The 14,077-nt window shown below is 39.3% G+C and carries 12 protein-coding genes; 2 read left to right on the top strand and 10 right to left on the bottom strand.

The window, feature by feature from the left end; translation table 11 throughout:
• Position 1 precedes the first annotated feature (1 nt).
• Positions 2–2,233 (top strand): carbamoyltransferase HypF, encoded by a 2,232-nt coding sequence (hypF, locus tag IBX42_RS00520; RefSeq protein WP_294927317.1) that lies wholly within the window; start codon positions 2–4, stop codon positions 2,231–2,233.
• Here the strand turns inward: hypF and IBX42_RS00525 are convergent.
• From IBX42_RS00525 to IBX42_RS00565, 9 genes are all read right to left on the bottom strand, one after another.
• Positions 2,213–3,004 carry a shikimate dehydrogenase gene (locus IBX42_RS00525; RefSeq protein ID WP_294927166.1) on the bottom strand — a complete coding sequence of 264 codons (792 nt, stop codon included), beginning with the start codon at positions 3,002–3,004 and terminating at the stop codon, positions 2,213–2,215. The two genes, hypF and IBX42_RS00525, sit on opposite strands and share 21 nt — an antisense overlap.
• Positions 3,005–4,408: an anthranilate synthase component I family protein gene (locus tag IBX42_RS00530; protein ID WP_294927169.1), complete on the bottom strand. Its 1,404-nt coding sequence runs from the start codon at positions 4,406–4,408 to the stop codon at positions 3,005–3,007. It abuts the gene before it with no gap.
• A gap of 16 nt (positions 4,409–4,424) precedes the next feature.
• On the bottom strand, positions 4,425–5,081 hold the full coding sequence (locus IBX42_RS00535) for an SPOR domain-containing protein (protein WP_294927172.1): 657 nt from the start codon (positions 5,079–5,081) through the stop codon (positions 4,425–4,427).
• Between the two features lie 113 nt (positions 5,082–5,194).
• Positions 5,195–5,737, bottom strand: coding sequence for a DUF1882 domain-containing protein (locus tag IBX42_RS00540; RefSeq protein WP_294927175.1), 543 nt, complete (start codon positions 5,735–5,737; stop codon positions 5,195–5,197).
• Positions 5,738–5,749: 12 nt separating this feature from the next.
• Positions 5,750–6,997, bottom strand: coding sequence for a serine hydroxymethyltransferase (locus tag IBX42_RS00545; protein WP_294927178.1), 1,248 nt, complete (start codon positions 6,995–6,997; stop codon positions 5,750–5,752).
• A gap of 2 nt (positions 6,998–6,999) precedes the next feature.
• A complete protein-coding gene (lysS, locus tag IBX42_RS00550; RefSeq protein ID WP_294927181.1) occupies positions 7,000–8,517 on the bottom strand; it encodes a lysine--tRNA ligase in 1,518 nt (505 codons plus the stop codon).
• Positions 8,507–9,013: a Fur family transcriptional regulator gene (locus tag IBX42_RS00555; protein WP_294927184.1), complete on the bottom strand. Its 507-nt coding sequence runs from the start codon at positions 9,011–9,013 to the stop codon at positions 8,507–8,509. The genes lysS and IBX42_RS00555 overlap by 11 nt, the downstream gene beginning before the upstream one ends.
• Before the next feature lies 1 nt (position 9,014).
• On the bottom strand, positions 9,015–9,665 hold the full coding sequence (locus IBX42_RS00560) for a CvpA family protein (protein WP_294927187.1): 651 nt from the start codon (positions 9,663–9,665) through the stop codon (positions 9,015–9,017).
• Entirely contained in the window at positions 9,665–10,579 is a 915-nt protein-coding gene (locus IBX42_RS00565; RefSeq protein WP_294927190.1) for a GGDEF domain-containing protein, read from the bottom strand. Before IBX42_RS00565 ends, IBX42_RS00560 begins: the two co-directional genes overlap by 1 nt.
• Positions 10,580–10,738: 159 nt before the next feature.
• Between IBX42_RS00565 and IBX42_RS00570 the strand changes: the two genes are divergently transcribed.
• A complete protein-coding gene (locus IBX42_RS00570; protein ID WP_365943136.1) occupies positions 10,739–12,091 on the top strand; it encodes a class II 3-deoxy-7-phosphoheptulonate synthase in 1,353 nt (450 codons plus the stop codon).
• A 19-nt stretch (positions 12,092–12,110) separates the two neighbouring features.
• On the opposite strand, the gene IBX42_RS00575 is transcribed toward IBX42_RS00570, so the two are convergent.
• Positions 12,111–14,048, bottom strand: a complete 1,938-nt coding sequence (locus tag IBX42_RS00575) for an ABC-F family ATP-binding cassette domain-containing protein (RefSeq protein WP_294927196.1) — start codon at positions 14,046–14,048, stop codon at positions 12,111–12,113.
• Positions 14,049–14,077: the final 29 nt, after the last annotated feature.

Here is a 14,077-nt window from a genome sequence, read left to right on the forward strand (position 1 = left end):
GATGTTTTCCATAGAGATAAGAGGAATAGTGCAGGGTGTCGGATTTCGCCCTTTTATCTATAATCTTGCCTCTTCATCCGGGCTAAGAGGAGAGGTCTCAAACAACGGTTACGGCGTGCTTATACTTCTTGATTGCAAGCAAGAGAGAGCCGACGAGTTTATTAAAAATGTAAGAGATGACAAGCCGCCGCTTTGCGAGATAGACTCCATAAGAATAACCCGTATTAAAAAAACAAAATCGTTTGATGGCTTTAGCATAGAGATGAGCGAAGGTGCCAAAAATCTCTCCAGCCATATTCCGCCTGACATCGCAATGTGCGAGGAGTGCGAGAGAGAGCTACATGATAAAAGCAACCGCAGATTTGAGTATCCGTTTATTACATGTACTAATTGTGGACCCCGTTTTAGCATCATAAGAAATCTTCCATATGAGAGAAAAAATACCTCTATGGATGAGTTTGAAATGTGTGAAAAGTGTTCACAAGAGTATAAAAATCCGCATGATAGAAGATACCACGCTCAGCCCATCGGATGCCACGAGTGCGGACCAAAGCTCTCTTTTTTTGACAACAAAGGCAATATAATAGAGAGTGAAAATATCATAGATAAAGCAGCCGAGCTTATAACTGAGGGCAGGATTGTTGCCATAAAAGGAATAGGGGGCTATCATCTGGTCTGTGACGCTACGAATGATGAAGCCGTGAAACTTCTGCGAGAGAGAAAGCAGAGACCATCAAAACCGTTTGGAGTTATGGTAAAAGATATCTACATGTCAAAAAATATTGCCCCCATAAACGAAAAAGAGGAGGAGTTGCTCTGCTCAAACAGACGTCCTATAGTTCTGGTTAAAAAAAGAGAAGATAACGCTCTAAGCAAGAATGTCGCTCCAAATATCAACCAAATCGGGCTTTTTTTGGCATACACGCCGCTTCATCATCTTATTTTACAAAGGTTGAACAGACCCATAGTCGCGACAAGTGCGAATATCTCAGATGAGCCGCTTTGCAAAAGTAATGATGAGATTATGAGGCTTCGCGGCATTTGGGATTTTTGCTTGGAGCATAATAGAGAGATAGTAAATAGTTGTGACGATTCGGTAGCCTTTGTCGAATGTGAGAAAACATTTATGCTAAGAGACGCAAGAGGATATGCGCCTCTCTATCTTAAACTTCCTCATAAAACGGACAAGAAGATTTTGGCACTTGGTGCAAACCAGAAGAGCAGTGTGGCTATTACCATCGGAGAGAGTGTTGTTTTATCTCCTTATATCGGGGATTTGGGAAGCTTGACGAGCATAGAGCATTACAAATCGCACATAGAGACGTTAAAGCGGATCTATGAGTTTGAGCCAGATGTGGTAGTTTGTGATAAACATCCAAACTATGAGTCAACAAAATACGCAAAAGAGTTAGCGGCACAAAACCAAAATATAGAGTTACTGCAAGTTCAGCACCACTACGCGCATATTTTGGCAACTATGGGTGTGAATGGTATTGCATCAAAAGTTTTGGGTGTCAGTTTTGACGGCACTGGGTACGGCGATGAGGGTAATCTTTGGGGTGGAGAGTTTTTTGTCTGCAACTTAGAGAGTTATGAGAGAGTAGGACACTTTAGATACTTTAAACTTCTTGGCGGTGAGATGGCGATAAAAGAGCCTAGACGTGTCGCTCTTAGCTTCTTGTTTGAGATATACGGCGAGGAGGTTTTTAACCTTAACAATGCGACTCTAAACTCTTTTTCTGCCGCTGAGATAAAAACACTTTACACGGCATATAAAAATAGTCTAAATTCGCCATTATCAAGCTCATGCGGGCGTCTTTTTGATGCAGTAGCATCTATCTTGGGTGTTGTTCAAGTTTGCAGCTACGAGGGCGAGAGCGGACTGCTTTTGGAGAGCCTCTATGACGAGAATGTTTTAGAGTCTTATCTCTTTAGCATAGAAGATGGCGAGATAGATTTTAGCCAAATATTTAGGCAGATTTTAGATGAAAAAAATAGTCGTATTGCCGTTTCGAAGTTTTTTAACACGATAGTCGAGATAATTTACGAGATGCACAAAAAGTACGATTTGCCATTGGTTTTAGGCGGCGGAGTGTTTCAAAATAGAGTGCTTTTAAAACTGATTATAAGGAAAATTCCAGACGTAATCTTGCCTGAGATGTTTGTAAGCAATGATGGCGCAATAGCCTACGGACAGGCAATAGCCGCTGCCTCAGAGTTCGAAACTCTTTGACATGTAGTTTTTAATATCTTCTGTTTTTAGCTCATTTTTTACCATAAGCTCATTCGCTAAAATACCCTGAGCTAGAAGCATGTCTGCACCATCTTTGCAGGTAATGTTTTTGTTTTTACAGAGTTGTAAAAATGGTGTAACTTTGCCGTATATGGCATCCGCTGCAAACGAGCTGTTATCTAAAATTTTGTCTATTAATTCTAATGGAGCTGGGAGATCTTCGTCCTTAAGCCCGGCACTTGTCGTATTTACCACCAAATCATATTCGCCGATTGTAAAGTTATCCCATGTAAAACATTCACATCCAAGCTCTTTAAAATAAACTAGTCTGCTTTGGCTTCTGTTTAGAACAGTTACTTTTATATTATCTTCTATAAATCTTGCACATAACGCTTTTGCTGTTCCGCCTGCACCAATAACCAAGATGTTTCTAATAGTGCCAAACTCTTTTATGGCAAACATAAAACCGTCAGCATCGGTGTTGTAGCCTATAAGTTTGCCGTTTTCGTTTACGATAGTGTTTACGACTCCAACCTTTTTGGCAAAGCCTCTTACTTCATCGCAAGCCTCATACGCCGCCTCTTTATGAGGAACGGTAATATTTGCTCCGCTAAGACCAAGGGAGAAAAAAGTCTCTTTTAATTTTGAGCCATCCGCTAGATGAACTCTTGTGTAGCAGGCTTTGTAGTTTAGGTGCTTAAATACGCTGTTGTGCATAAGCGGAGAGCGGGAGTGTGCAACAGGGTCGCCAAAGATGGCAAATAATTTCATTTAGTCTAAATCTTCAAGCGAGGCGACAAGTGCGCCGAGTTTGTTTTTAACTTCCAAGTATTCTAATTCGTTTTGGCTGTCTGCAACTACACCAGCACCAGCTTGAAGAACAACTTTATCATCTTCAACAAGAGCAGTTCTAATTGTAATTGCGCTGTCCATATTGCCATCAAACCCGAAGTATCCGACACTTCCGCTGTAAAAACCGCGCTTTAGTCCTTCATACTCTGCTATAAGCTCCATAGCACGTATTTTTGGCGCACCCGTCATAGTTCCAGCCGTAAATGTAGCCATAAAGAGATCAAACATATCTTTGTCATCCGCAAGAGTAGCGGTAACGTCAGAGACTATGTGCATAACATGAGAAAAGCGTTCGATATGCATCATATTTTCAACTTTTACGCTACCTGTCTTTGCGACACGGCTTACGTCATTTCTGCCAAGGTCGATCAGCATAAGATGTTCTGAGAGCTCTTTTGGGTCTGCTAAAAGCTCATCTTCAAGCTCTTTGTCTCTTGCTTTTGTAGCACCTCTTTTTCTTGTTCCCGCGATAGGGCGAAGAAGAAGTTCGCCGCCAGTGAGCCTTACCATAACCTCAGGAGAGCTGCCGACTATGTTAAAATCTTCATACTCCATTAAAAACATGTATGGTGATGGGTTTTTGCTCCTAAGGATTCTGTAGAAGCTAAAAGGATCTACATGTATATTTCTCGTAAAGCGGTTTGTCATAAGAATTTGAAAAACGTCGCCGCTTCCAATCATCTCTTTTGATTTGTCAACCATTTCAAAAAACTGCTCTTTTGAGAATGCAAAACTTCCTTTATCATTACCGACATTTCGCTTCATGTGGACATATTCGTAAGAGTTTTTTAGCTCATCTTCAATCATGTCAAACTTTCTGCTCATCTCTTCTTGAGTGCTTATAAGTGTGAGTTGATAGTTTTTGTGAGAGTATACAAGAATGATTTTTGGAAGAATGAGGTCTAAATCAGGAGTGTTTAGCTCATCTCTCAGATTGTCCATTGTGTTATGGAGCTTTGGTTCAAAAACCTTTACCATATCGTAACCGATATATCCTATAAAGCCATCAACATAGCCTACTTTAAGCTCTGCTGTTGCTTTTTTATAGATGTCTGTATCAATATTTTTATAGTATTTTTTTAAAAAAGTAAAAGGAGATTCATCTTTTGTGTGCAAGATGCCATCTGCGTCTGTATATATGGTTTTTCCGTCTATGTATTGAACTCTCTCTCTGGCACCGATGCAGATAAAGCTGTAGTTTCCTTCGCTTCCTCCGGCACTCTCGAAAAGATAAGAGATCTCATCTTTGAAAATTGCCTTTAGTTTTGCGTAGATGGCAACGGGAGCCAGCTGATCTTGAATAAATTGTTTAGAGTAAATCAAAAAAAACCTTGATTGGCTATATTTTAGTTAAAAAAGCACCTGCTTCAACAGACTTTCTAACCGGGGTTAACGCTTTTCTTGCTTCTGCTTCATTGTGAAAAGGACCGACTAAAACTTTGTTTAATGTCTTAGAATTTACGGTTACTTTATGAAACTTATATTTGTATCCAAGGTTGAGTATAGAGTCTAAAAACTTTTTGTTTGGCTCATATTTTGCGAATGAACCGACTTGAATATAGTACTCACCTGAAGTTGCGGGGGTAGAAGTCTTTGGCGAAGTTGGCACTTTTTTTGTCTCTACTGTTTTTTGAGCTACCGGAGCAGATGCTACACTCTCCTCTTTTTTAGTTTGAAGATTCTCTTTCGTGCTCTCTTCTTTTAGCTTTTGAGCAATCTCATCTAAAGATGTACTCTCAGCAGAACTCTCTTGAACAACAGGGACATCTTCAAAAAGAGGCTCTTCGTTTTTTGTGGCGAGCTCTTTTTGCGGCTCAGGAGGAAGAACGGCTTGCGGCAGATTGTCTGTACCGCTTGATGTAAGAGTATTCATCAGCATAACGACAACTATTAAAATAACGCCAAGTGTTGCAACCGCTAAAATTATCTTTTTATTGCTAGATGATGAACCACCTTTGTTTAAGATAATATCATTGAGTTCATTTTTTTCTTCCATACCCACTCCTTTGTAATTCTTCTCTTATAATAATACCCAAAACTTGTTTATGCGTACTGTTTTTTCTCAAAAAGCATACTCTGTTCCATTACATAGACTTTTCTAAAGAAACACTACATGTGTTTTGACCAAGATGCTCCGCGCTCTTTTGCATAGACCTCATAAGGAAGTGTTAAAATATTGTACTCATCAGGCATATCAGGATTTGGAAACATTCTCCACTGATTTGGCTGTTTTGCCGCAAGTTTCATACTTATCATTTTACCAAGTTGTATGGCTTCTTGAAGAGTTGTGTGACCTTTGTGGATATAAACATGAAGGTGACCCTCTGTTTTTGTTTTATATGCGGTAAAGTTTATAAATCCCTCTTCACGAAGAAGAAGCTGAGCTTTGTGGTAAAAACGCTCAGGATCTCTTCCGTTGTAGTCAATGACTATGTTTTCAACTTTATTGTTTTTGTTAATTAAAGAGTGAGCTACGGTTATCTCGCCTTTAATGTGCTGGTTGATGATAGATTGGGACAACACGGCATTTACTTTTTCAAATTTGTTGTAAAAAGTGCGTCCCTTGAACACAATTTTCTCCACTACCTCGTCTTTTTTGATCCAGTAGTGGTCGTTTACCATCTTTATGAGGTTTAAGTCTGATGCTGTCATCCCAACAACCACTTAGTATGTTGACTGATGGTACACCACAAAGTTTTGAGCCAGCTCTTTGAGCTCTTTTTTAACAGCAGCCTGCAGCTCTGTGTTGTTAATATCATCCAAAATATCGGCAATTTTATTTGCAATAAACTCAAACTCTTTCTCTTTCATTCCTCTTGAAGTAAGAGCAGGGCTTCCTACGCGTATGCCCGAGGTTACAAATGGGCTTCTTGTCTCACCAGGAACTGTGTTTTTGTTAACAGTAATGCCGGCATTTCCAAGCGCGATATCCGCATCTTTGCCTGAGAAATCACGATTTAAAAATGAGAGAAGAACCAAATGGTTATCCGTTCCGCCGCTCACCAGCTCGTACCCTCTCTTCACAAGAACTTCGCCTAAAATTCTTGCATTTGCTTTTACCTGCTTTGCATAATCTTTCCATTCAGGAGAGAGGTTGTATTTAAATCCAACTGCTTTTGCAGCGATTACATGAACAAGCGGTCCGCCTTGAATGCCGGGAAATATTGCAGAGTTGATTTTTTTTGCTATTGTCTCATCGTTTGTCATAATCATACCGCCTCTTGGACCTGCAAGAGTTTTGTGTGTTGTCGTAGTTACAACATGGGCATGAGGAAATGGACTTGGATGTTCACCTGCTGCTACAAGTCCCGCAACGTGCGCGATGTCTGCAAACATAATTGCTCCGACTTCATCGGCTATTTCGCGGAATTTTTCAAAGTCTATCTCTCTTGCATACGCTGATGCGCCGCAAACGATTATCTTTGGTTGTACAGCCTTTGCAATCTCCATAATCTTGTCGTAGTTCATTCTTCCATCAAGCTCTACGCCATAGGTAAATGATTGGTAATTCTTCCCGGAAAAACTCGGTTTGCTTCCGTGTGTTAAGTGCCCACCGTGGCTTAAGTCCATACCTAAGAGTTTATCGCCTGCATTTAAAAGTGCTGCATATACAGCTGCATTTGCTTGACTTCCTGAGTGTGGCTGAACGTTTGCATACTCGCATCCAAAGAGTTGTTTTGCTCTGTCAATTGCAAGTTGCTCTACGCCATCGGCATATTCGCATCCGCCGTAGTAACGCTTGCCCGGGTAACCCTCTGCATATTTGTTTGTAAAAACAGAACCCATAGCTTCCATAACGGCAGGTAGGGTAAAGTTCTCAGAAGCTATCATCTCTAGATGTGTAGTCTGTCTCTCTAGCTCTTTTTCGCATAACTCAAAAATTTCACTATCATATTCTTTTAAAAAACTCATTTTTATTCCTCTTCTTGCTGATTTTTTTCTTCTGTGTGTATTGGCTTCATAGCAGGGAAGAGCAGAACGTCTCTTATAGAGTGCTCATTTGTTAGAAGCATTACCAATCTGTCTATGCCTATGCCTTGACCGGCAGTCGGTGCCATTCCATAGCTAAGCGCCTCTACGAAATCCAAATCCATCTCATGCGCTTCATCATCTCCGCTCTCTTTTGACTCGACTTGAGCTTTAAATCTCTCATACTGATCAACAGGATCGTTTAACTCGCTAAACGCGTTTGCTATCTCACGCCCTGCAATGAAGAGCTCAAAACGCTCCGTAATTTCAGGATTTGCGTCGCTTCTTCTTGCAAGAGGAGAGATATCAACAGGATACTCTGTAATAAAAGTAGGATTGATAAGTTTTTCTTCAACAAACTCATCAAAAAGCTCGCCCTGGAGTTGACCTAAATTTAAACCGTTTTTTACTTGAATATTTTTACTCTTTAAAAACGCAATGATTTTATCTTTATCGTTTACTATCTCTTGTGGAACATCCCCTATAGTGTATAGCGACTCTATCAGAGGCACCTCGCTAAAGCGGCTAAAGTCAACCTCCAAATCTCCATAAGGAAGCTGCGTGGGAAGGTCTAGATGGTCGAAAAGATACCTGAAGTACTCTTTTGTAATTTCTATGAGATCTTTATAGGTTTTATATGCCCAGTAGAACTCTATAGAGGTAAATTCAGGATTGTGCGTAGCATCCATTCCCTCGTTTCTAAAGTTGCGGTTTATCTCAAATACAGCCTCAAATCCGCCTACAATTAATCTTTTTAGATAAAGCTCAGGCGCAATTCTTAGGTATCTGTCAATTCCAAGTGCATTATGATGCGTAACAAAGGGCTTTGCATTTGCTCCGCCGGCGATCGGGTGCATCATAGGAGTTTCAACCTCTAAAAAGCCCTTCTCCTCAAAGAAACGGCGAGTCAGAGAGATAACTTTTGAACGAGTTTTAAATGTTTTGCGAACATCCGCGTTCATAATAAGGTCGAGATATCTCTTTCTGTATCTAATCTCTTTGTCCGTTACGCCGTGAAACTTCTCAGGAAGCGGCGATATAGCTTTTGTAAGAAGTCTCAGCTCATCAGCATGAAGCGAAAGCTCACCTTGACCTGTTACAAATGGATAACCCATAACCTCTACAATGTCGCCTACTTCTATATTTTTCTTAAAAACATCGTTGTAAAAACCCTCGGTAAGATTGTCTCTTGCCACATAGACTTGGAGCATTCCGCTCTCATCTTCAATCTTTATAAAACTAGCTTTTCCCATAACTCTAAAAAATTTAATACGACCGCTTAGCGTGTAGTGGCGCTTCTCATCTCTTTTGTTCTCTTTGTTAACAATATCCGTATTAACATTTAAAAATTTTTCAATTGTTGTATTTCTTTTTGAGTCGTTAGCGTAGGGATTTATCCCCTCTTTTTTAAGAAGTTCTGCTTTCTCAATTCTTAGTTGTATATATTTGTTATCAAAAACCAATAGTTTTTCCTTTGTTATTTCTTATTTTTTGGCACTCTTTGCAAATTCCGTAAATCTGCATGGAGTGGTCTTGCATCAAAAAACCGAGTTCCTCGGCAATTTTACGCTGTCTCTCTTCTATCTGCTCATCAACAAACTCACTTATAGAGCCGCACTTAGTACATATAAAGTGGTCGTGGTGGTGCTTGGCACCAAGTTCATATTTTTTCCCCTGTGCGCCAAAAGATAACGAAGTGACCATATCTGACTCCTCCAAAAGAGAGAGCGTTCTGTAGACGGTGGCAATTCCGGTTTTTAGATCAGGAAATTTCTCCTGAATAAGATTGTGAAGCGACTCGGGAGTCAGGTGCTCGTCGGAGTTGTAAAGAGTCTCTAAAATAACCTCTCTTTGAATAGTGAATTTGAGACTGTTTTTTTTCAAAAGTGTTTTGAAATTCTCAAGAAGTTGCTTATAGGCGACTGTTTTATCGTTGAAATCGGTTGTAATCTCAGACATACTACTGCTCATCTTTGCTAGATAAATTCTGATCTATTGTTTGGTTTATCCTCTTTTTTGCATCATCAATAATATTTGCAGCAGGCTCTTTAATATTGCTCTCTATGCTATTTTGAACCATATCAGAGCCTTTTTGTATAGTAGCGTTTATGTCATCTGATATTTCAATAGGGTCAAGTTTCATGATGACACTTCCGACTTCCACCAACACAGGAAAGATAAGACTGTTTTGCATCATAGAGTCGATATTTGTTCTCATTGCCTTGATGTTATAAGCGGCGTATGAGATTACAGCGGCGATGAGAAAAAACTTACCTGCACTAAAGATAAATCCCAAAATTTTGTCAAATATGCCAAGACCGCTCAGTGAGCTTAGTTTTTTGAAAATTAGACCTACTGCAATCATAAGAAGCCAAAAGAGAGCAAGAGTTGCTAGAAAGCCCGTAAAAGAGATAGCAGAACTGTTTTCAAATTTAAAAATAGAGTCGCTTATAAGTAGTCCTACGTCGTCTCCGACGCGAGAAGCTATAAAGATACCGCCGATAATCCCTAAAAGCCCAAACAGCTCTTTAAAAAAGCCGTTTATAATTCCCTTGAGTCCTAAAAAAAGGATTATAATCGATACAATAATGTCAAAATAACTAAACTCCATTATTCACACACCTTGGAGACCATGTTTTTTCCGTTGTTTTTAGAAGCATACAGAGCTTTGTCCGCTCTTGACATAAGTGAGTCAGGAGTATCGTCTTTTATAAAATTTGTCATGCCGATACTTGCCGTAATTGATATTTTTTGACCCATATATATAAGGTTGTTTGAGCTGATTAATTTTAAGAGTCTGTTAGCTATGGCTTCAGACTGCTCATCGCTGTTGCGGTTTAGTATAATTGTAAACTCCTCTCCACCAAATCTGAAAATCTTATCTCCGTCTCTTAGCGCTTTTCTAAGGATGTTTGAGATGAAAATAAGGATTTTATCTCCCGTTATGTGACCGTAGTTGTCATTTATGGATTTAAAGTTGTCTATGTCTATCATCAGTACATGCAGACTGTATGGAATATCTTTATTTACACACACCTCTTTTAAGTAGGACATAAGAGCTCTTCTGTTTAAAACTTTAGTTAGAGGATCAAGATTTGAGGTTTGTTCTAAAACTTTCACTTTGCTTGTGAGTTCGGAGATTACTTCGTTTGCTTTTTTTACCTCTTGGGTCATATGAGTCTGAATTTCATTAAACTTTTTTGTCAACGTCTCGAGATTTATATGTTTATCACTGCATTGGTCTATCGTCTCTTTATTGAGTTGCGTAAGCTCTCCAAACTTCTCGTTTGTATTTTTATAAGAGGTTAAACTCTGCTTTACAATCTCTTTGTAGGAGTTATTAAAAGCCTCTTTTGCATGCTCTATGGAGTCAATATCTTTGTCATTAATGTTTGAAACGACCTCAATAGCATCTTTTAAGTAGCCGATTACTTGCCCTTTTGTTGCTTTTTTATCTGAGTTAATACGCTCTAGCAGGTTTTCATAAATCTCTTCGATAAGTGCTTTTAAATCGTTTTTTTCCATAATGTGCATCCATAAAAAATATTGAGCAGTATACAATTTTAAGCATAAAAAAAAGCTTTTATGCTCTTTTAATTGCTTTTAGATAGAGTAATCAGTGCTATTTTAGCTACTTTTATGTAAAATATTCAAAAAATTTGATATATAAAGAAAAAAGGTTTTATAATGAGTATCTGGACTCCTTCTAGCTGGAGGCAAAAGCCTATTGTGCAGCAGCCTACTTACCCGAATACAGAGGAATTAAATAGAGTTTTAGCAGAGTTGAAAGAGTATCCGCCTCTTGTTTTCGCAGGTGAAGCACGTTCGCTAAAAAGCCAGTTGGCAAATGTTGTAGAAGGGAAGGCTTTTTTACTTCAAGGAGGAGATTGCGCTGAGAGTTTTAGCGAATTTCATGCAACAAATATTCGCGATACTTTCAAAGCTATTCTTCAGATGGCTGTGGTTATGACCTATGCAGGCGGACTTCCCGTCGTTAAAGTCGGGCGTCTTGGCGGGCAATTTGCAAAACCTCGCTCAAGCGACACCGAGACTATTGAGGGTGTAACTCTTGATGCTTACCGTGGTGATATCATAAACGGTGTTGATTTTACTTCTGAGTCACGTACTCCAAATCCGCAAAGAATGATAAAGGCGTACAACCAATCGGCTGCAACGCTTAATCTTTTACGCGCATTCGCAACAGGAGGATTTGCTGATTTGCATAAAGTTCATCAGTGGAATCTTGATTTTACGCATCAGAGTGAGATAAGTAAAAAGTATGAAGATTTGGCGGAGGAGATTAGTAAATCTTTAAAGTTTATGGAGGCATGCGGCATTACGTCAAAAACTCATAGAACTTTACGTGAAACTGATTTTTATACCTCTCATGAGGCGCTTTTACTTCCTTATGAAGAAGCGTTTACTAGAAAAGATTCTACTACGGGCGATTGGTATGACACCTCTGCTCACATGTTGTGGATAGGCGATAGAACACGCCAGATTGATGGTGCTCATGTTGAGTATATGAAAGGTATTCATAACCCTATAGGTGTTAAAGCCGGACCTACAATGGATCCTGATGATTTGATAAAGTTGTGCGATATTTTAAATCCCCAGAACGAAGCAGGACGTCTGAATGTTATCGTTAGAATGGGTGCAAACAAAGTTGCTGATGGTATGCCAAAGCTTATACGAGCAGTCGAGAGAGAAGGAAAAAAAGTTCTCTGGAGTTGTGACCCGATGCATGGAAATACGATTAAATCATCAAATAACTTTAAAACACGTCCCGTTGATGCTATTTTGACAGAGATGAAGCAGTTCTTTCAGGTTCATAAGTCTGAGGGCACATTTGCAGGCGGTGTTCACTTGGAGATGACCGGAAGAAATGTAACTGAGTGCATAGGCGGCTCTTTTGTTGTAACGGAAGAGGATCTTAGTTCACGCTACCACACGCATTGTGACCCTCGTTTAAATGCAGACCAGGCTTTAGAGCTGGCATTTTTAATCGCAGATACTCTTAAAGAAACTCAAAAATAGTTAGCACAAAAGGTGCTAGCTATGTATTTATCGATTCTTCTTTCTCCTGAATAGTTAAAAGCTCTTCAACTTTTTCTTCATACAGACTCTTAAGCTCTTCAAACTCTTTTGCCAATTTCGTTATACCTATTTTTTCATAACATGCAGGATTTGCCAGACAGCTGTTTTTTTCATCTATTTTGGCTTCAAGCTCCTCTATTTCAATAGGCAATTTCTCCAGTGCCATCTTCTCTTTAAAGGTAAGCTTCAGCTCTTTTGGCTTGTTCTCTTTTGGTTTTGATTCTGCTTTTTGACTCTCTTTTTCCATGTCGGAAAGCTCTTTTAACTCATGTTCTAGCTCAAGATACTCCGTATAGCTTTGGTAGCTCTCTTCTATATGTTTATCCTCTTTAAAAATAAAGAGTTTTTTAGCAATCTTATCTACAAAATATCTGTCATGGCTTACTATAATTACAGCTCCGCTGAAGTTTATAAGCTGCTCTTCTAAAATATTTATAGTGGGAATATCTAAATCATTTGTAGGCTCATCAAGGATGAGAATATCAACATTTTTTGTAAAGAGCAGGGCTAAGGCGATGCGGTTTTTTTCTCCGCCGCTAAGGATACCTATCTTTTTATCCAGAAACTCTCTGGGGAAGAGAAAGTTTTTTAAGTAACCATAGACATGCATATCACGTCCGCGCACGCTTACTCTATCCCCTCCATGCGGGCAGAAGGTCTCTATGAGATTTTTATCATCATCGAGCATCTCTCTATGCTGATCGAAGTATCCCACCTTAAATTCGCCTCTTTTAATCACTCCGCTTGTAGGTTCAATGCGCCCTAAAAGAGCTCTAAGCAGTGTTGATTTCCCGCTTCCGTTTGGTCCTACGATGGCTATAACGTCTTTTTGCAGAATCCTTGTGCTAAAATCTTTTAAAAGCTCTTTGTCACCAAGTTTTAATCCTAGATGCTCCACTTCAAAGAGCATTTTTTGCTTGTTGACACTTTTATCACGGTTGAAATGTTTTGCTTCGCGTTCAAGTTCGAGCGTCATCTTTTTTATCTTAGCGGGGTTTGTTTTAGCCTCTTCTCTAAGAGATATAAGACGCTCTTTACGACCCTCGTTTCTTTTAAGTCTCGCTTTAACTCCTCTTGAAAACCACTCGTTTTCTCTCTTTAAGATATCAAGAAGATTTTCATGCTGTTTCTCTAACGTTCGCATATACTCCTCTTTTTGCTCAAGATAGTTGCTGTATCCGCCGCTATACTCTCTAAGTGAGCAATCCTCTACTTCAACGCTTTTTGTAGCTACTCTGTCGATGAAATATCTGTCATGTGATATAAAAACAAGAGTAAATTTCTCTTTTAAAAGCAACTCTTCTAAAAATTCGACCATGTATACGTCAAGGTGGTTGGTCGGTTCATCAAGAAGCAAAACATCGGGTTTTTGAAGTAGTAGAGATGCAAGAGCAACCCTTCTTTGTTCTCCTCCGCTAAGCATAATGACAAGTTTGTTTTCATACTGTTTAAGGTCAAAATGCTGGATGATTCTCTCTACTTTGTCATCAAGATTCCATGCGTTGTGATGCTCTATATAAAGAGAGAGTCTCTCATGCTCTTCAAGGAGCGTTTTGTTTTCAAAATCTTCCGCAAGTCTGAGGGAGAGCTCGATGTATCTCTGTTTTGCAGAGTTGAGCTCTTTTAGCCCGGCTTCTACGGCTTGGCGTACTGTATGCTCCTCGTTAAAATCCGGTTTTTGATCAAGCATTTTTACTTCTAGATTTTGTTTGGTGATTCTCTCGCCGCCATCTTGCTCAAGCGTTCCATTTATAATCTTCATCAGAGTTGACTTGCCGCTTCCGTTTTTTCCAATGATGACGATTCTTTCCCCTTCATCAACATGAAAATTTACATCGGTTAAAATTTTTTGCGCTTCGTAATGTTTTGATATATTTAGTAGATCTATGAGTGCCATGAAGTATTTGTATCCCTTTATTGTTGCGT

Origin of the sequence: Sulfurimonas sp., from assembly GCF_014859695.1 — a bacterium.
In the GTDB taxonomy this organism is placed as follows: domain Bacteria; phylum Campylobacterota; class Campylobacteria; order Campylobacterales; family Sulfurimonadaceae; genus Sulfurimonas.